This is a genomic window from Chitinophaga polysaccharea (genome assembly GCF_902150045.1).
In the GTDB taxonomy this organism is placed as follows: Bacteria; Bacteroidota; Bacteroidia; order Chitinophagales; family Chitinophagaceae; genus Chitinophaga; species Chitinophaga polysaccharea_A.
Window position 1 is genome coordinate 3,481,538 of the sequence record NZ_CABFVU010000001.1, and the last position, 18,705, is coordinate 3,500,242.

General features: G+C 47.8%; 16 protein-coding genes. 13 read left to right on the forward strand and 3 right to left on the reverse strand.

The window, feature by feature from the left end:
* Window positions 1–36 precede the first annotated feature (36 nt).
* The 3 genes from FN124_RS14315 to FN124_RS14325 are packed head-to-tail and all read left to right on the forward strand — an operon-like array spanning window position 37 to window position 5,580.
* Window positions 37–1,320 carry a TolC family protein gene (locus FN124_RS14315; RefSeq protein WP_142685381.1) on the forward strand — a complete coding sequence of 428 codons (1,284 nt, stop codon included), beginning with the start codon at window positions 37–39 and terminating at the stop codon, window positions 1,318–1,320.
* A gap of 13 nt (window positions 1,321–1,333) precedes the next feature.
* Window positions 1,334–2,443, forward strand: a complete 1,110-nt coding sequence (locus tag FN124_RS14320) for an efflux RND transporter periplasmic adaptor subunit (protein WP_185937196.1) — start codon at window positions 1,334–1,336, stop codon at window positions 2,441–2,443.
* A gap of 11 nt (window positions 2,444–2,454) precedes the next feature.
* A complete protein-coding gene (locus tag FN124_RS14325; protein WP_142685383.1) occupies window positions 2,455–5,580 on the forward strand; it encodes an efflux RND transporter permease subunit in 3,126 nt (1,041 codons plus the stop codon).
* 64 nt (window positions 5,581–5,644) lie between these two features.
* On the opposite strand, the gene FN124_RS14330 is transcribed toward FN124_RS14325, so the two are convergent.
* Window positions 5,645–6,730: an AI-2E family transporter gene (locus tag FN124_RS14330; protein WP_185937197.1), complete on the reverse strand. Its 1,086-nt coding sequence runs from the start codon at window positions 6,728–6,730 to the stop codon at window positions 5,645–5,647.
* Between the two features lie 140 nt (window positions 6,731–6,870).
* Here FN124_RS14330 and FN124_RS14335 point away from each other — a divergent pair, with 140 nt between their 5' ends.
* Window positions 6,871–7,956 carry a family 20 glycosylhydrolase gene (locus FN124_RS14335; RefSeq protein WP_142685385.1) on the forward strand — a complete coding sequence of 362 codons (1,086 nt, stop codon included), beginning with the start codon at window positions 6,871–6,873 and terminating at the stop codon, window positions 7,954–7,956.
* Between the two features lie 42 nt (window positions 7,957–7,998).
* Here the strand turns inward: FN124_RS14335 and FN124_RS14340 are convergent, their stop codons facing one another.
* Window positions 7,999–8,919, reverse strand: coding sequence for a helix-turn-helix transcriptional regulator (locus tag FN124_RS14340; protein WP_142685386.1), 921 nt, complete (start codon window positions 8,917–8,919; stop codon window positions 7,999–8,001).
* Between the two features lie 554 nt (window positions 8,920–9,473).
* Here FN124_RS14340 and FN124_RS31445 point away from each other — a divergent pair.
* From FN124_RS31445 to FN124_RS14370, 7 genes are all read left to right on the forward strand, one after another.
* Window positions 9,474–9,605, forward strand: a complete 132-nt coding sequence (locus tag FN124_RS31445; RefSeq protein ID WP_260607429.1) for a hypothetical protein — start codon at window positions 9,474–9,476, stop codon at window positions 9,603–9,605.
* 68 nt (window positions 9,606–9,673) lie between these two features.
* Entirely contained in the window at window positions 9,674–10,021 is a 348-nt protein-coding gene (locus FN124_RS14345; RefSeq protein WP_142685387.1) for a DsrE family protein, read from the forward strand.
* Window positions 10,022–10,190: 169 nt separating this feature from the next.
* Complete coding sequence (gene porG, locus FN124_RS14350; RefSeq protein ID WP_185937198.1) at window positions 10,191–11,057, forward strand: type IX secretion system protein PorG; 867 nt, start codon at window positions 10,191–10,193, stop codon at window positions 11,055–11,057.
* Window positions 11,058–11,256: 199 nt separating this feature from the next.
* On the forward strand, window positions 11,257–11,490 hold the full coding sequence (locus FN124_RS14355) for a hypothetical protein (protein ID WP_142685389.1): 234 nt from the start codon (window positions 11,257–11,259) through the stop codon (window positions 11,488–11,490).
* A 167-nt stretch (window positions 11,491–11,657) separates the two neighbouring features.
* Entirely contained in the window at window positions 11,658–11,981 is a 324-nt protein-coding gene (locus FN124_RS14360; RefSeq protein ID WP_142685390.1) for a hypothetical protein, read from the forward strand.
* A gap of 104 nt (window positions 11,982–12,085) precedes the next feature.
* Window positions 12,086–14,008, forward strand: a complete 1,923-nt coding sequence (locus FN124_RS14365; RefSeq protein ID WP_142685391.1) for a menaquinone biosynthesis decarboxylase — start codon at window positions 12,086–12,088, stop codon at window positions 14,006–14,008.
* Complete coding sequence (locus tag FN124_RS14370) at window positions 13,980–14,477, forward strand: DUF6265 family protein (RefSeq protein WP_142685392.1); 498 nt, start codon at window positions 13,980–13,982, stop codon at window positions 14,475–14,477. The genes FN124_RS14365 and FN124_RS14370 overlap by 29 nt, the downstream gene beginning before the upstream one ends.
* Before the next feature lie 203 nt (window positions 14,478–14,680).
* On the opposite strand, the gene FN124_RS14375 is transcribed toward FN124_RS14370, so the two are convergent.
* Window positions 14,681–16,264, reverse strand: a complete 1,584-nt coding sequence (locus tag FN124_RS14375; RefSeq protein WP_142685393.1) for a peptide chain release factor 3 — start codon at window positions 16,262–16,264, stop codon at window positions 14,681–14,683.
* A gap of 102 nt (window positions 16,265–16,366) precedes the next feature.
* Here FN124_RS14375 and FN124_RS14380 point away from each other — a divergent pair, with 102 nt between their 5' ends.
* Entirely contained in the window at window positions 16,367–17,620 is a 1,254-nt protein-coding gene (locus FN124_RS14380; RefSeq protein WP_142685394.1) for an ABC transporter permease, read from the forward strand.
* 79 nt (window positions 17,621–17,699) lie between these two features.
* A complete protein-coding gene (tsaD, locus tag FN124_RS14385) occupies window positions 17,700–18,704 on the forward strand; it encodes a tRNA (adenosine(37)-N6)-threonylcarbamoyltransferase complex transferase subunit TsaD (RefSeq protein ID WP_142685395.1) in 1,005 nt (334 codons plus the stop codon).
* Window position 18,705: the final 1 nt, after the last annotated feature.

Sequence of the window (18,705 nt, forward strand, 5' to 3'; positions counted from 1 at the left end):
GCCCTACGCCATCTTTGTGCAACGAAAAAAAGTTGTATGATCAATAGATTAGCAGGGCTTACCTGGCTTGTACTGTTTGCCACTGTGTTCCGTACCGCTGCATCAGCACAGGAGAAAGACACACTAACGTTAACATTGCCGCAGGCGGAGCAGCAATTCCTGCAAAAAAATATTCCTTTACTTACCCAGCGTTACAGTATTGATTCGGCCAAAGCCGGCGTGATCACAGCCAGGCTGTATGATAATCCACAGGTGACTTTTGAAAACGGGTTGTATAACCATACTACCAGGAAGTGGTTCGACTTCTCCTATGAAGGACAGAACACTCTGCAGGCAGAACAATTGTTTAAAATGGCCGGTAAGCGGAATAAGGCGGTAAAGCTGGCACAAAGCGGGGTAAAGATGAGCGAATACCAGTTCTACGACCTGTTGCGCACCCTGCGTTTTTCTCTTCACGATAATTTTTATGATCTCTATTATAAACAACGGTCGCTGGAAACCTTTGCCGACCAGATTGCTTTTTTGCAAACGGTGGTGAGCGTGTTTACCGCGCAGCAGGCCCAGGGCAATATTGCGCCCAAAGAGCTGGTGCGTATCAAATCGATGTTGTACGACTTACAGCATGATCATTTATCACTGCAACAGGATATTCAGCAAACGCAGTCGGACCTGGCGTTGCTCATAAGGGTACCACCGGGTACTGTGATCCGGCCTGTATTACCGGAAGGCGCGGGAGAGAAGCCACAGGCGCTGAGTTACAGTTATCAGTCGCTGCTGGATACAGCGCGGCAAAACCGTTACGACCTGAAGATAGCGCAGGAAACAGTGAACTATAATCACCTGAACCTGCGGCTGCAGAAATCGATGGCTGTACCAGATCCGCAGGTAGGATTTTCATACGATAAGCAGGGCAACTTTGAACGCAATTATAATGGACTGAACATATCCATGCCGCTGCCATTTTTTAACCGCAACCAGGGGAACATAAAAACCGCCAGGGCAGCGTTGGAAAGCAGCAAGCTGCAGCTGGAAGGACAGGAAGATGAGCTGGCGCACGAAGTGATGAACAGTTACCAGCTGGCGCTCCAAACAGAGAAGCTGGTAAGTGAGTTTGATCCGGGTTTTGAAAATGAATACACCACCATGATGAATGAGGTGGAGAAAAATTTCCGGCTTCATAATATCGGGCTACTCGAATTCATTGACCTGTATGATGCCTACCGGAACAATGTCCTTAAAATGAATGCGTTGAAATACGATCGTCTGCATGCGCTGGAGTCGCTTAATTTCAGTACCGGCACGCCTGTTTTTCATCCCTGATAAATTTTCTCACATGCAATATTCAGTAAAACGTCATATACCTGCAATTGTTATCGTTATATCCCTTAGTAGTATTATCACCGGCTGCGGCAGCAAAGCAGGGCCTGAAGCACCCCGTTCATGGACGCTTTCCGATTCTTTGCTCCGCACGCTGGTAGTTGATACTGCAACCGCCCGGCCTGTTGAAAGTGAAATACTGCTTACCGGGAAGATCACAGAGAACGAAGATAAGACGGCTCGTATCTTCCCGATGGTGAGTGGTATTGTTACCGCTGTAAAGGTCCACTCCGGTGATTTTGTGCAAAAAGGGCAGGTGCTGGCCATTATTAAAAGTCCTGAGATGGCTGGGTTCACGGCAGATCAGCGTATATCCGTTAACGATATGGAAACTGCCAGGAGAAATATGCAAGTAGCGGAATCATTTTATAAGAGCGGGTTAAACTCCCTCCGGGAATATGAAGAAGCCAAAAGTACATATGATAAGGCCGTTGCCGCTTACAATAAATCGCAGGCCATCCTGGAGATCAACGGGGGCGGGCATCGTACCGACTATGCCGTGAAAGCGCCGGTGCCGGGATTTGTGATCAGTAAGCGGGCTGCTGAAAGTATGCAGTGGCGGCCGGATAACACTGATCCCATTTTCGTGGTGGCTGATCTTAATAATGTATGGGCGATGATCAACATCTTTGAATCGGATATCGCCGGCATCCGCGAGGGAGATAAAGTACAGATGAGTACTTTGTCTTACCCCGATAAAATTTTCTATGGCACTATCGATAAAATTTACAACGTACTGGATCCTGAAAATAAAGTAATGAAAGCCAGGGTGGTAGTGGATAACCCCGGTTTCCTGCTGAAGCCTGAAATGTTTGTAAGGGTCAAAGCCAACCGTCATTCCGATAGTAATACGGTAAGCATCCCTTCGAGGGGAATCATTTTTGATCACGACAAATATTATGTATTGGTGCGCTCCAACGCGAAGAGCGGCGTAACGGTAAAGGAAGTGAAGGTGGAGAAAACCAGTGAGGGGCGCGCTTATATCAGTGCCGGTTTACAGGAGGGAGAGCAGGTAATAGCTTCCAGGCAGGTATTCATTTATGAAACGCTGAAGGATCAGCAGTAAAGGGCACCACCATGAACAGATTTATTAAGCGCGTACTTGCTTTTTCTTTAAGCAACAGATACTTCATTTTTTTTGCCACAGGGGTATTGGCTGTTGCCGGCTACATCAGCTTTAAGCAGATTGGTGTGGATGCCTTCCCTGATGTTACCAATACTTCCGTAACCATTATCACGCAATGGCAGGGCAGGAGCGCAGAAGAGGTGGAGAAGTTTGTAACAAGACCGATAGAGATTGCCATGAACCGGGCGCAGAAGAAAACGCATATCCGTTCCTCTTCACTGTTTGGATTATCTGTAGTGAAAGTGATTTTTGATGATGATGTGGACGATACTTTTGCACGGCAACAGATCAATAACAACATCACATCCGCTTCGCTGCCGGATGGTGTAGACCCCGAGATAGAGCCGCCCTACGGCCCCACCGGGGAAATCTACCGCTATACGCTGCAGAGCAGCAAATTATCGGTAGCGGAGCTGAAAACCCTGCAGGACTGGGTGATTGAGCGGAACCTGTTGTCGGTGCCTGGAGTAGCGGATATTGTAAGCTTTGGAGGGGAGGTGAAAATTTACCAGGTAACGATTGACCCTGATAAGGCTGTACAGTATGATATTACAGCACAGGAGATGTACCAGGCATTATCTAAAAGTAACATCAATGTAGGCGGGGATGTGATTGTAAAAAATGCACAGGCATATGTGGTGAGAGGGATAGGTATCCTCAATAATACAGAAGAGATCAAAAATATTATTGTAGATCATATCAATGGTACGCCCATACTGGTAAAGGATGTAGCCGATGTAAGCATATCGGCGCTGCCCAGGCTGGGACAGGTGGGGCGCGACCAGGACTATGATGTTGTGGAAGGTATTGTGGTAATGCGGAAAGGAGAGAACCCTGCAGCCGTGATTGAAGCGCTGAAGCAGAAGATAACGGAGCTGAATACACGTATTTTGCCGGATGATGTGAAGATAAAACCATTTTATAACCGGGAAGACCTGATCGATTTTTCCACGCATACTGTTTTGCATAATATGCTGGAAGGGATCATTTTTGTAACGGTGATCGTATTCCTGTTCATGGCCGACTGGCGCACTACGGTGATCGTATCGGTGGTGATCCCGCTGGCGCTGTTGTTCGCGTTCATTTGTTTACGGATCAAAGGGATGAGCGCTAATCTGTTGTCTATGGGAGCTATCGACTTTGGGATCATTATAGACGGGGCAGTGGTAATGATGGAGGGGATTTTCGTGGTGCTCGACAGGAAAGCGCATAGTGTGGGGATGGACCGGTTTAATAAGCTGAGTAAAGCGGGAATGATCCGCAGGGCCTGCCTTGAAAATGGCAAGGGGATCTTTTTTGCAAAGCTGATCATCATTACCGGGTTGCTACCCATTTTCACTTTTGAGAAAGTGGAGGGAAAGATGTTTTCGCCGCTTGCCTGGACGCTGGGATTTGCCCTGCTGGGGGCGCTGATCCTTACATTTACCCTGGTGCCGGCGCTGGCCAGCGTATTGCTCCGGAAGAATGTAAAGGAAAAGCATAATGTTTTCCTGGAATTTATTAACCGTATCACGCTACGGATCTTTAACTATTGCTTCCGTCACCGACGTATAGCCTTTACCGTATCGCTTATCGTGCTGGCGTTTGGGTTGTACTGTTTCAGGTTCCTGGGCACCGAATTCCTGCCCCAGTTGAATGAAGGGGCTATTTATATCCGGGCCACGGGGCCGCTGAGCACATCGCTGGATGAGTCGGTGAAGGTGGCCAATGATATCAGGCGTAAGCTGCTGACGTTCCCGGAAGTAAAGCAGGTGATGTCTCAAACGGGCCGCCCGAATGATGGAACCGATGCAACAGGATTTTATAATATTGAGTTTCACGTAGATATTTATCCGCAAAGCGAGTGGAAGAGCGGTCTCACGAAAGCTAGACTGATAGAGCAGATGAACAATACGCTGGATGGTATCCCCGGTATTACGCTGAACTTCTCCCAACCGATCATGGACAATGTGGAGGAAGCGGTTTCCGGTGTAAAGGGCTCTATTGTAGTGAAGTTGTTTGGAGATGATTTTAAGTTGATAGAGGAGAAGGAAGAATCGATTGAGAAGATCCTGAAAGGGGTGCATGGTATTGAGGATTTGGGTATCCTGCGGAATATTGGCCAGCCGGAGCTGCGCATTAACCTGGACCAGCAGAAGATGGCCCTGTATGGGGTGACCACGGAAGATGCGAATTCTGTTATAGAAATGGCCATAGGGGGAAAGGCGGCTACCCGCATTTATGAAGGGGAGAAGAGTTTTGATCTTCGTATACGCTATCCCGAAAGTTTCAGGGAAAGCGAGGTATCCATCGGTAATCTAACGATACCGACTATACGGGGAAACAAGATCCCTTTGAAAGAGATCGCTGAAATTGAGCATATAGTAGGGCCCAGTATGATTTACAGGGATAAGCATATGCGGTATGGGGCTATTAAGTTTTCGGTAAGAGGCAGGGATCTGGGCAGTACTATTGCAGAGGCGCAACATAAAGTGAATGAGCAAATCTCTTTGCCGAAGGGGTATTCCCTGGAGTGGGCCGGCGATTTTGAGAACCAGCAACGCGCTACAAAACGGCTGATGCAGGTGGTACCCGTTAGTTTATTGTTGATTTTCCTGATCCTGTTTATTCTTTTTGGTAAGGTGAAGGATGCGCTGCTGGTACTGAATAATGTGCCGTTTGCGATCATTGGCGGCATCTTTTCCCTGTGGCTTACCGGGATGAACTTTAGTATATCAGCTGGTATTGGCTTTATAGCTTTGTTTGGGATCTGTGTACAAAATGGTGTGATCCTGTTATCGAAGTTTAAAACGAATGTGCGTACCATGCACGCGGGGGCGCATTTCAATTTGCAGGGTGCCATCCTGGAAGGGGTGGAGTCGAGGATACGCCCCGTGATCATGACAGCGATGATGGCGGCTATCGGGTTACTTCCCGCTGCCACCAGTATGGGTATTGGATCTGAAACGGCACGGCCGCTGGCCCGTGTGGTAATAGGTGGGTTGATCACGGATACTTTTTTCAACCTTTTTATATTCCCGGTTGTGTTTTACTGGGTATATAAGAACCGGTTGAAGAAAGAGCCATTATTATCATAGCGATTGGTTGTTGATTTATAGTGTGAAGTTGTTCCCGGTGATGATGCCGGGAACAATTTTTTTGTTAGTCTTTTTTCAGCATTTTCACCTTCTTCACTTTCGGTTTGGATTCATCACCCAGCAGGATAGCCCAGGGGGCCATTTCTTCGATATTCTGACAAATAATTTTAATGATGGCGATAGTAGGGATGGCGAGAAACATTCCGGGAATGCCCCATAACATATTGCCGAGCACTACTCCCACAATAGTGACCAATGCGTTGATCTTCACCTTAGACCCCACGATACTGGGGAACAGGATGTTGCTGTCGAACACATGAATAAGGAACAGGGCGATCCCCGCCTGTAATGCCTGTATAGGCGTGCCCGTGGCCAGGGTGACCAGGATAATGAGAATGGCAGCTGTTAAAATACCTACATATGGGATAATATTGAAGATGGCTGCCATTACGCCAAGCAGGATAGCGTATTTGATGCCAAGGATAAAAAACAGTGTTGTATTGAGAACTGCTACTATCACCATTTCTATCATCAATCCGCCTACATAGCTTTTAATAATGGTGCGGGTGCTGGCAATAACAATGAGCAGTTTTTCCCGGTGCTGTTCCTGGAAGATCTTTATCAGGAAAGATACCAGCAACCTGCGGTAGAAGAGAATAAAGAATGCATACAGGAATACAAACACTACAAATATTAACAGGGAAGAAACAGAGAGGAATGTTTGACTGATGAAGCTGGTAGCAGTGCCCAATGTGCCCATCATGGCTTTTTCCACGTAATTCATCTGGGTGCTGGAGTTGATATGGAATTTGGTGTTCACCCAATCCTGGGTGGAGTCGATCACTAGCGTCAGTTTCTGTTCCAGCTGGGGAAAGTCGGAAATAAAGGCTTCCATTTGTTTGCCCAGCAGTAGTATTAACAGTACCAGGCCTATGATAAACAGCAATACGGCTATAATAGCTGCCAGTCCGCGGGGAATACGCCATTTTTCCAGTAGGTGAACTACGGGCAGCAGCATGATGGCAATAAGCATGGCAAACATGAGCGGAACAATGATACCGCTGCCTACGTGGGCAATGTAAATAATAAGGATGATGGAAAAAAGGGTAAAAGTGAGACGGGCAGTAAACGGAAGTTTGATCTCGTTCATAGAGGTAGTGCTTTTATCAAAGATATTAAAAATCAAGATGTATAAGACGGGAAGGTGATTATACATTTGTTACATCGAAAAGGTTGCAGTTACGCATTGCTTTCTTTATTTTAGGGCATGCCTGAAAAAATTTATCACTTATGAAAAAATTGTTTACCCTTTTACTGCTTGTTTGTGGCAGTGTGTCCCTTTCCTTTGCAAAACCCTTGCCGGCGGACACGCTTCCTGTGCGCGGTTTTTGTATAGCAGCGCCCAGAGCGGAAGGCCTGGCTTCTTTCCTTAAATTTATTGATACCGAGCTGGCGCCACGGCATATCAACACATTGGTGTTGCGTGTTGATTTTAATTACCAGTTTAAATCACATCCTGAGCTGCGTGATGCAGGCGCTTTAACGGAGCAGCAGGTAAAGCAGCTGATTCAAACCTGCCGAAAACACAACATCCGCCTGATACCACAGATCAATTTGCTTGGGCATCAGTCGTGGGCAGGTACCATTGGCAACCTGCTGAAGATATACCCGGACTTTGATGAAACGCCCTGGGTGAAGCTGCCGGCAAACTATGTATGGCCTAATGCCGACGGACTGTATTGTAAAAGTTATTGCCCGTTACACCCGGGAGTACATAAAATTGTTTTTGAGCTGGTAGATGAGATCTGTGATGTGTTTGAAAGTACCGCCTTTCATGCGGGCATGGATGAAGTTTTTTATATCGGGGAAGATAAGTGCCCCCGCTGTGGTGGCCGTGATAAGGCAGAATTATTTGCCGCGGAAGTATGGACGATCCGCAATCACCTGGCCGAAAAGGGCCGTGAGCTATGGATATGGGGCGACCGGTTGCTGGATGGCAAGCTTACCGGTTTAGGCGCCTGGGAGGCGAGTATGAACAATACCCACCGTGCGGTGGACCTGGTTCCAAAAGATGTGATCATCTGCGACTGGCATTATGAGCGCCCTGATAAAACGCCGGTATACCTGGCCATGAAGGGATTGGCGGTAATCACCTGTCCGTGGAGAATGCCTGCCAATGCAAAGCAGCAACTGAAAGATATGTACGACTACCGTGCCAGCGCCACCAAAGAAATGAAGCCGCGTTTCCGCGGGATGATGCAAACGGTGTGGACGGATGCCGCCGGTTTCCTGAATGAATTTTACGGAACAGGCAAACCGCAGAAAGATACAGTGAATACAAGCGCCAATTGTTTCCGGGCAATATTTACCAGATAGTAGAGCAGGGAAGGGGATAAGGGGCTGGGTATTCCCTTCTTTTTAATAATGTTTTTTGAGCAGCGGGATAAATATTTCAGAATATTTCGGGCCGTCGAGCGAAATAAAAAAGTGATTCCCGCTCATTTTGAATACTCCTTCTTTACAATTGGTGCTGATAAAGTTGTACATGGGCATGCCAGCGGTGGCAAAGTCCATAGGCACCGGCAGTTTGAGATAATTGCCACCCGCTATCCGTTTGGTGGCGAGATAGGCATGGTTCTTTTGCAGTTGTATATGTGCGCCAATAGCCGATGCAGGGATCAGCAGTCCGGCAAACATGGATAATTTTTCATAGTTGGTTACAGGTACTGCATCGAGGGTTCCCGTAATGATCCTGCTTTGTGGCAGATCGTATAATGTCTGCATCTTTTTAAACAGGTTGTGATAAAAGTTCATCCTGGCGATCATTTCTGCGATGGGGTCCTGGCCCCGGGAGATGAAGGAGTAGTAGAGGACGCTGTCAGGCATCCTGATCTTTTCACAGCGATCGTAGTTGAACAGTTCCTGGAATGCTTCATTGCCCAATGCGTTGGTAATGGTTTTAGTGATCTGGAGTGTTCTGCTTTCATTGGGCAGGATAATGATACGGCGGAAATCCTTGGGGCTTTCTTTAAAGTGCAGCTTGAAGGCTTTGCTGAAAGCGGCGATGGTGGCATATCCGCAATATTCGCTTATTTCGCTGATGTTATAACCGCTATGCCGTAACAGGCCTGCACCCAGTTCCAGCCGGTGCCGCTTTACATAGTGCCAGAATGGTTCTCCCATATAGCTGGCAAAGGTGTGATAAAAATAGGAATAGGAAATACCGAGGCGTTCGGCCACATCTTTAATGTTGAAGGGATCACTCACATGATCATCTGCATAAGATAATCCCTGTAAAGCAAAATTTTCGAGTTGTTCTTTGGTCAGTAGGGCGGCCATACAATATGAGGGATTTAGTTGATTTTCATCGGATCCGGTACGCTGATCTAAGTCCTGTGTCAGAAGATAATTACGTGAAATATGATGCCTAATTTAATTTTTTTTACGGTTCTCCCGGAGTAAATTTTCAGATCATTTTATATGATTGATTTTCAGAATGATACACGACGGTCTTAGTGTAAATATTTTTAATATATAGAAAAAAGCTACCGGGAACTTAGGTTCGCGGCAGGAAAAAAATCAAAAAAGCTAAAATGGACAAACCGGTAACTGCAGGAATGAATAAATTTGATAGTCGTGTCATGTATATACCATCAGTCAGGCCAGTCAAAAGGATCATTAACCATTAAAGTCATTTTGTCCTATAAATCCTGTTATGGAGTTGCGGCCGGTCGCAACGCCATTGTCCGGCAGTTCAGCATAGTTGGCACAGGGAAGTTTAACCTTTTTATTTTATGGTAGCCGTCATCATTGTTTTAGTTTTATTATTGTTATTGGGCTGGACGATATTGTTCCACCATTTCAGGGCCTTGCGGGCAGCAAATGTTAATCTTGTGAAGCAGGAACAGAAAGAAGCTTCGTTATTATTCCAGCTGCACGAGGCGAAGGAAAGATATTGCAGACTCGAAGAAAAGCTGCGGAAGCTGCAGTATGAGCTGCAAAAACAAAAAGAGAATCATCACTGATAATAACATCCACCTGGTTTTGATGCCATTGCTTCCGGGTTTAACAATATTTAGTTAGGTTTGCCGGCATGCAGGTAGTTTTTCAGATCACATCCGGGGAGCAGCATGCCCATTTATCTATGCTGGGGCAACTCAATAATCTGCTTAATTATACCAGCGAACGTGAAGCACGTATAGCCGTGGAGGTGGTAGTGCATGGCCACGCCTGGAATCTGCTGCTGGCAGAAGGGCATCCTTTCCCTGAAAAAGTGACCGCTTTGCATGAGCGGTCCGTCCGTTTCCTTATTTGCAGCAATACCCTGAACAGCCACCAGCTGACAGTGCAGCAGCTGTTTCCCTTTGTGGAAGTAGTACCTGCGGCCATAGCGCACCTGGTGGAAAGGCAGCACCAGGGATGGGCTTATATAAGATGTTAGTTTAATTGTTTATTAGTTAATTGGTTTATTAGTTTATTTTTACATTTTTAAAGTAGTTGTGCCAGAAATGCAGCAGAAAGTTTGAGGGGGAGGCACCAAATAAAAATTGTGGTAATAACGTTAAATGGATGCACGATCAAATAGGACTAACCTCTTAAACTTAAATACATTGAAATTCTCCAAATCTACCGGAATACTGTTGTTATTCATGGCAGTTCCCTTTTTTACCTTTGCGCAGGACTGGCATGTCGGCGCTTTTGCAGGTATTTCCAACTACAGCGGGGATCTTACCCAGCAACGGGTGGATATGAAATATACCCGGCCTGCACTGGGACTGCTGGTGAGAAAAGACATTAACCGTTACCTTACTATCCGTGCCGCCTTTACCTGGGGAATTGCCACAGGAGCCGACAGCACAAATACAAGCAAAGACCTGCTGGCCCGCAACCTGAGTTTCCGCTCAAACGTATTTGAAGGTAGCCTGATTGGCGAGATCAACTTTTTTGACCTGGATGAAAAAGGATTTACGCCTTATGTATTTGTAGGTGTGGGAGGTTTCGGCTTTGATCCTACAGCGAAAGACCAGTCGGGTAACCGGGTAAGGCTTCGGCCCCTGGGTACCGAAGGGCAGGGATTACCTCAATACCCCACCAGGCAGCCTTACGACCTGTTTTCCTTCTCTTTCCCTTTTGGAGCCGGTATAAAGGCCAATATCAATGAAAAATGGACACTTGGATTTGAAATAGGGCTTCGTCCTACTACCACGGATTACCTGGATGACCTGAGCACTAATTATGTAGACCAGAACACGTTGCTCACTTACCGTGGCCAGAAATCGGTGGATATGGCTTACCGTGGCGATGAAATAACCGGCAAAGCGACGCCCGGAACCTATCCTGCGGATGGCACTATACGTGGTTCCGATAAATATAAAGACTGGTATGCCTTTTCCGGCTTTACCATTACCTACCGTTTGGGTGGTGGCAGCGGCTGGGGAAAACCGAAGGCTACCCGCTGCCCTATACTGAGGCCATAATAAATTAATACTCATGCTTTAACGATAGTATAAATCCCGGCATACGCCGGGATTTTTTTATTGGCATAGTTGTTGAATTTATGAGTTCAAACAGGTATAAATGCAGCCACCAGCTTATGGCGGATCGCAGTATCACAAATCGCGGAGAGAGTAATGAAACAACAGCCCGCAAAAATAAGTTGGTGCGCCACTGCCTGTTTTGCTAACGAAAACGAAGTGCCATGAAGAAGTTTTTAAATATAGCTTCCGTGATGTTGATAACAGGTGCCATGAGCGTTTCCGCGCAGCACCGGCCGCCCGCACCACCACTGCCGCCAAGGCCTCCGGCACCGGCACATTTACCACATCCACCGGCGCCGCCTTTGCCACCAGGGCTGCCCAGGCCACCAAGGCCTCCGCATCACCGGCCGCCGCATCCACCGCATCATTATAAAAAGCACTATAAGAAACGGCATAAGCCTCGCAGGTATACTTTTATCGAATATCCCGGATCCGTTTATGTTGTTGCTGATGCGTCCTTTACCCGGTATACGGGCTGAAAATGAATAACACACCACAACTTTTATTTGCCAACCGATCTTGAACTAAAAACCAAAAAAAATGAAAAAAGTACTGCTGTTGATGCTGCTTATTGGCGGCACTGTGCTCACCACGTATGCACAAAGGGGACGCGGCCATGGATATGGACACGGACGTGGACATGACCGTTGGGATGATGACCGCTGGGAAAGATGCGAGCGCCCAAGGAGAGTGTATGTACGCGATCGATACGATGATTGCTACCGCCGGCCACGGGTGGTATATGCAAGGCCTGCGTATTATCCGGCTGTAGTACCTGTTCCGGTACCAGTACCGCCCCCGGTACGCTACTATCCGTCCAGGCCAAGGGCCGTATTCCACGCAGGTGTTACCATAGTGAACTGATAACTGAAAATGGAATAAATGAGATGCCTCCCGTTTTTAAATGGGGGGCATTTTTTATTGCGGTGCGGGATGGTTACTTTTGTTGATTGGTAATAAGATTCAACATGGCATATAAACATCTCAGACATTTTATAGATACGCTGGAACAGGCAGGAGAACTGGTACGCATAAAAACTTATGTGGACCCTAAACTGGAAATCGCTGAAATCACCGACAGGGTGAGCAAATCGCCAGACGGAGGCAAAGCCCTGCTGTTTGAAAATACCGGTACCGGTTTCCCCGTATTGATCAACTCCATGGGCAGCTACCGCCGTATGTGCCTGGCGCTGGGCGTGAATGAACTGGACGATGTAGCCGGTGAAATTGAAGATCTCTTTAAATTATTATCCAAACCCAAGGAAAGTATACTCGATAAACTGGCCCTGCTGCCAAAACTCGGACAATTTGCCTCCTGGATGCCCAAAGTGGTAAGCGGTAAAGGCAGCTGCCAGGAAGTAGTAATGGCCGATCCCGATCTCAGCAAACTGCCGGTGCTTACCTGCTGGCCTAAAGACGGAGGCCCGTTCATCACGCTTCCCGTGATCCATACCAAAGATCCCCTTACCGGCACCCGTAACGTAGGAATGTACCGGATGCAGGTATTTGAAAAAGATATGACCGGTATGCACTGGCATAAACACAAAGTATCTGCCAAGCACTTCATGGAATACAAGAAGCTGAATAAGCGTATGCCCGTTGCCGTAGTACTGGGCGGGGATCCTGTTTATACCTACTCCGCTACTGCGCCGCTCCCGGAAAACGTGGATGAATACATGCTGGCAGGCTTTCTCCGTAAAAAGAAAGTAGAACTGGTAAAATGTATCACCCAACCGGAAATAGAAGTACCGGCAGATGCCGATTTTGTGATTGAAGGTTATGTGGAACCTGCTGAAGACCTCATATGGGAAGGACCTTTCGGTGATCATACAGGCTATTATTCACTGGCCGACTGGTACCCTCGGTTTCATGTAACGGCTATCACACACCGCAAAGACGCCGTATACCCGTCAACGATAGTAGGCATTCCGCCACAGGAAGACGCCTGGATAGGTAAAGCTACCGAACGTATTTTCCTGGCGCCTATTAAAATGACCCTGGTACCTGAAATCATTGACATGGAAATGCCGGTGGAAGGCGTGTTCCATAACCTGGTGATTGCGCAGATCAAAAAAGACTATGCAGGCCAGGCACAGAAGGTAATGAATGCCATGTGGGGTGCAGGCCAGATGATGTTTAACAAGATCCTGGTAGTAACAGACGACGGCACAAAGATCAATGATTACAAACAGCTGGCGCAATATGTCTTCCAACACCTGAATCCTGCTACCGACATATACCTGAGCCAGGGCCCAATGGATGTACTGGATCATTCCTGCTCCAAAATGGGCTTTGGCGGTAAAATGTGTATAGACGGTACCCGTAAATATGAAGAGGAGCAGGATACAGCTTTTGTAACTGTTCCTGCACCCCGTCAGATAGACACGGCGGCTATCATGCAGCAGTTCCCCGAAATAAAAGGCATTAATGCTTCCCTGCTCCAGCAGGATATTTCCTGTATACTGATAGCGGTAGAAAAAGCCCGCCCTTCGCATGTACGGGAACTGAATGAACAGCTGTACACGCTGCCCGCACTCGCCGGTATTAAAATGATCCTCTTCGTGGAGCATACGGTAGATGTGAGCGACCTTGCCTCCGCATTATGGCGTTTCTGCAATAACCTGGACCCTAAGCGCGACAGCTTTATAGTTCGCGTACCAAGCACTGAACCCGGCAGGTATATAGGTGGAATTGGTATGGACGGTACCCTCAAAACCAGGCTGCTGGACAATTTTGAGCGCGACTGGCCCAATATCATTGTTGCGGACGATGCCACTATCCGGAAAGTGGATACCAAATGGCCAGAACTGGGCATGGGGCCTTTACTTACTTCTCCTTCTCTTAAATATAAACAGCAGATCTATGGCGAAGAAGCGGTGGTACAACAGTAGTTACCTGCTGCTGATCCTTTTACTGGCCGGCAGCCTGCAAACTGCCGGCCAGGTGAACCCTGCCGATTTCCGCTTCCTGGATAAGCTGGAAGGCACCTGGAAGATGAATACCCGCAAAAGCACCATCGTGGAAACATGGAGCCGGAGCAACGATTCTACCTGGACAGGGAAAACCTGGCGGGTAGTGGGAACGGACAGCGCGTTGCAGCAATCCATGCAGCTGGTACGAAGAGGCGCCGACATCTTTTATATCCCTGCCTATGAAGGACAGGATAAACCCGCTACCATACATCTCCGGTTGCGGGTATTAAAACCAATTGGTTTCGTAGCAGAAGACCTGAACAACGATTTCCCCAAAAAGATCACTTATCGCTTTAAAGATGCCAGGCACCTGGATGCACGCGTAGAAGGCGTACGGGATGGCACTATAGAGGAATACATCTTCCAGTATTCTATTTCCCGGGATTAAAGATTCCCGATTGCGTAAATCATTTTCCCGCTTCGAGAAATGGAAGCGGAAAGGGGAACCTATTTTTGCATCACACACACGATACACAGCACCTAAATCAAAATATTCTCAATAAAGCAATAATTTGAGTTGGTCGTACAAGTAATGCCGCACCTGTTCACGGGAAGCGGCTTTTTTGTGCCTGCCTTCGGCGCTCAGCCCCACTACTTGTGGATCTCCGAAGTAAAGTTGAACTGGATCTCCGGGTTGTTGGTGCGCTCTGTATTCAGGTACCATTCCGACTGGGCCAGGTATACCAGATGGCCGTCTTTATCTTCCACGATATTGGAGGATTTAAAGCGGATGAATTCTTCAATCTTGTTTTTAGGGCCGGTGAGCCAGCAGGCCTTGTAGAAAGGCAGGGTATTGAACTGGCAGGCGGCGCCATATTCCTGGAGCAGGCGGTACTGGATCACTTCAAACTGGAGGTCGCCCACGCAGCCAATAATTTTGCGGTTGCCGCCGTGTTGGGTAAAGAGCTGCGCCACGCCTTCATCTGTAAGCTGGCGGATACCTTTTTCCAGTTGTTTGGTTTTCAGCGGGTCTTTATTCACCAGTTCCTTAAACAGTTCAGGCGAAAAGCTTGGAATGCCGGTGATGTAAAAGTCTTCACCTTCCGTAAGGGTATCACCGATCTTGAAGTTACCGGTGTCGAACAGGCCCACCACATCGCCAGGGAAGGCATCATCTACCACGTTCTTTTCACGGGCAAGAAAGCTGTAAGGGTTGCTGAACCTAACGTCCTTGTCTAAACGAACATGATGATAGAATTTGTTCCTTTCAAATTTGCCTGAGCAAACACGAAGGAAAGCGATACGGTCGCGGTGGCGGGGATCGAGGTTGGCATGGATCTTAAATATAAACCCGCTGAATTTATCTTCGTTCACGTCTATTTCACGCGTGGTGGCAGTGCGGTTACGCGGAATGGGAGCGATGTCCACAAAGGTATCGAGCAGGTCTTTCACCCCAAAATTATTTACGGCGCTGCCGAAGAATACGGGGGCCAGTTTACCGGCCAGGTAATCTTCCCGGTTAAAAGCGTCGTACACGCCTTCGATCAGCTCTACATCGCCACGCAGCTGGGCGGCATCTTTTTCATTGAAGTGCTCGTCGATGTAGCTGCTGCTGAGATCTGTGAGCGGCACTACATCTTCATCGGTTGCTTTCTTATTGGGTAAGAAAGATACCAGACTTTTATCGTACAGGTTGTAAACGCCTTTAAAGTCGCTGCCCATGTTAATAGGCCAGCTGAGGGGCCTTACGCGGATGTTGAGTTTTTCTTCCAGTTCATCCAGGAGATCGAAGGGATATTTACCGTCGCGGTCCATTTTATTCACGAAGATGATCACAGGCGTATCGCGCATGCGGCACACTTCCATGAGTCTTTCTGTTTGTTCTTCCACCCCTTTCACACAGTCGATCACCAGCACTACACTGTCTACCGCCGTAAGCGTACGGTAGGTATCTTCCGCAAAGTCTTTGTGACCGGGAGTATCCAGGAGGTTCACCAGGATATCGCGGTATTCGAAGGTCATTACGGAAGTGGCTACGGAGATACCTCTTTGTCTTTCAATTTCCATGAAATCCGAAGTGGTATGTTTCTTTATTTTATTGGACTTCACCGCACCGGCAGTCTGGATAGCTCCGCCGAACAGGAGGAATTTCTCTGTCAGCGTAGTTTTACCGGCATCCGGGTGAGCGATGATAGCAAAGGATTTTCTTTTACTGATTTCGTTAGCGTACTTCATATATATCCGAAAAATGGCAGCAAAGGTAACTAAATTTTTTGTCCGGCTATATTTCGTGTTTATTGGCACTGCCCGTGCCGATAAATCCGCTAAATTTGGAATATGATAGCGACCCTTAAAATATTATGGAATAGTTTCAAAATGGCGATGCAGGAGCTGCGGGTAAATAAATTGCGCACTTTTTTATCGTTGTTTGGGATTACCATCGGCATCTTTTGCATCATCGCGGTATTTACGCTTACCGGCAGCCTGGAACACAATATCAGGAAGGATCTGGCGGACCTGGGCGATGATGTGGTATATATGCAGAAGTGGCCCTGGGGTGGCAATGGTGAGTATCCCTGGTGGAAATATATGAACCGCCCGGAGCCGGAATATAAAGATCTCAAACCTATCCAGGATAAGGTGCAGAGCGCCAGCTTTGCTTCCTTTAACTTTGAATCGGGTAATAAGAAAGTAGAGTTTGGAGATGATTATATGGATGGGGTGACAATGATGGCGGTGACTAATGACTTTGACCAGATACAGACCTTACAGATCCTGGACGGCCGTTTTTTTGCCAACAGTGAGAGTAACAGCGGCGCCAATGTGGCTATACTGGGCTTTACGATATGGGATGGGCTTTTCCCTTCGCCGGAAGCGGCCATGGGCAAAGTGGTAAAGGTAGCCGGCAGGGATGTGAAGGTCATCGGGCTGCTGAAGAAAAAAGGGGAGAGCATGATCGGCGGGATCGGGTATGATAATGCCATCATCCTGCCATACCGGTTTGCCCGCACCGTGGTGGATGAGCGCCGTTTTGCGGACCCATACATCCTTATTAAAGCAAAACCCAATGTGAGCATGGAGCAGCTGAAAGATGAGCTAAGGGGAGTAGTGCGCGCCAGTCACCGGTTAAGGCCTAAAGAGGAGGATGATTTTTCGCTGAATGAGATCAGTACGGCCAACGATAGCCTGAACTCCATGTTTGCCGCCATTAATATGGGCGGGGGACTGATTGCTGTGTTTGCGCTCATTGTAGGGGCTTTTGGTATTGCCAATATTATGTTTGTAACCGTAAAGGAACGGACCAATATCATCGGGCTGAAAAAGGCTATAGGGGCGCGGCGGGGTATTATCCTGATGGAATTCCTGCTGGAAGCGGTGAGCCTCTGTTTATTGGGGGGAACGTTTGGGTTACTGCTGGTATACCTGCTTACAGTGATTATTAACCTGTCTGGTACTTTCGAGATGGTACTTTCCGCGGGATCTGTCATATTCGGGCTGAGCATATCTGCCCTGGTAGGGTTGCTGGCGGGCTTTATCCCGGCCTATACCGCCAGTAAGCTGGATCCGGTAGTGGCCATCCGGAGCAACTAAGCAGGGCTTAAAATAACGGCAACAGCGGGGCTGTTGTACAGGCGGGGTTTTCCCGCCTTTTTTATTAATTTTGTTCCTTATGTCGGTTAAAATATTAGCTATAGAGTCGTCCTGCGATGATACAGGAGCAGCAGTGATCGTAGATGGAAAGGTATTATCCAATCATATTGCAAGCCAGAAAGTACATGAACAATACGGAGGCGTGGTACCGGAACTGGCTTCCCGGGCGCACCAGGAAAATATAGTGCCGGTGGTGGATATTGCCCTGAAAACGGCAGGCGTGAAGCGGGAGGAGCTGAGCGCTATTGCTTTTACACAATCGCCCGGCCTTATCGGCTCCCTGCTGGTGGGCAGCTGCTTCGCCAAGTCCATGGCCATGGCGCTGGATATCCCACTGATAGGCGTGCATCATATGCAGGCGCATGTGCTGGCGAACCTGATTGACGATCCCAAACCGGATTTCCCCTTTTTATGCTTAACCGTGTCCGGAGGCCATACCCAGATCGTTTTATGTGAAAGCCCACTGCGTATGCGGGTGATTGGCGAAACACTGGATGATGCTGCCGGCGAAGCTTTCGACAAAAGCGCCAAGATATTGGGATTGCCTTATCCCGGCGGTCCGCTGATTGATAAGTATGCTCAAACAGGTAATCCTGCCCGGTTTAAATTCCCCGAGCCACGTATCCCGGACCTGAACTTCAGCTTCAGCGGGCTTAAAACGGCCATTCTATATTTTCTGCAGGAGAATCAGCAGAAAGATCCGGCTTTTATCTCTCAAAATCTCCCCGATATCTGCGCTTCTATACAGCAACGCATCATTAGTATATTACTGAACAAGGTGCTGAAGGCATCAGAAGAAACAGGTATCCGCGATATTGCCATTGCCGGCGGCGTAAGCGCCAACAGTGGTTTGCGCGCTGCATTAACGGAGTGGGGGCAAAAACATTACTGGCGTACTTTTATTCCGAAGTTTGAATATTGTACAGACAATGCAGGCATGATTGCGATTACCGCCTACTATAAATACCTGGCGGGTGATTTTGCATCACTGGATGCGGTACCTACTGCAAGAGCCGCTTTTTAAC

What these genes read in the sequence shown, in the direction of transcription:
- FN124_RS14325 (WP_142685383.1), top strand. Translation starts at nt 2,455, where the DNA reads ATGAACAGATTTATTAAGCGCGTACTTGCTTTTTCTTTAAGCAACAGA.
- FN124_RS14370 (WP_142685392.1), top strand. Translation starts at nt 13,980, where the DNA reads ATGGCGAAGAAGCGGTGGTACAACAGTAGTTACCTGCTGCTGATCCTT.
- FN124_RS14345 (WP_142685387.1), top strand. Translation starts at nt 9,674, where the DNA reads ATGCAGGTAGTTTTTCAGATCACATCCGGGGAGCAGCATGCCCATTTA.
- FN124_RS14375 (WP_142685393.1), bottom strand. Translation starts at nt 16,264, where the DNA reads ATGAAGTACGCTAACGAAATCAGTAAAAGAAAATCCTTTGCTATCATC.
- tsaD (WP_142685395.1), top strand. Translation starts at nt 17,700, where the DNA reads ATGTCGGTTAAAATATTAGCTATAGAGTCGTCCTGCGATGATACAGGA.
- FN124_RS14330 (WP_185937197.1), bottom strand. Translation starts at nt 6,730, where the DNA reads ATGAACGAGATCAAACTTCCGTTTACTGCCCGTCTCACTTTTACCCTT.
- FN124_RS14320 (WP_185937196.1), top strand. Translation starts at nt 1,334, where the DNA reads ATGCAATATTCAGTAAAACGTCATATACCTGCAATTGTTATCGTTATA.
- FN124_RS14365 (WP_142685391.1), top strand. Translation starts at nt 12,086, where the DNA reads ATGGCATATAAACATCTCAGACATTTTATAGATACGCTGGAACAGGCA.
- FN124_RS14315 (WP_142685381.1), top strand. Translation starts at nt 37, where the DNA reads ATGATCAATAGATTAGCAGGGCTTACCTGGCTTGTACTGTTTGCCACT.
- FN124_RS14380 (WP_142685394.1), top strand. Translation starts at nt 16,367, where the DNA reads ATGATAGCGACCCTTAAAATATTATGGAATAGTTTCAAAATGGCGATG.
- FN124_RS14340 (WP_142685386.1), bottom strand. Translation starts at nt 8,919, where the DNA reads ATGGCCGCCCTACTGACCAAAGAACAACTCGAAAATTTTGCTTTACAG.
- FN124_RS14360 (WP_142685390.1), top strand. Translation starts at nt 11,658, where the DNA reads ATGAAAAAAGTACTGCTGTTGATGCTGCTTATTGGCGGCACTGTGCTC.
- FN124_RS14335 (WP_142685385.1), top strand. Translation starts at nt 6,871, where the DNA reads ATGAAAAAATTGTTTACCCTTTTACTGCTTGTTTGTGGCAGTGTGTCC.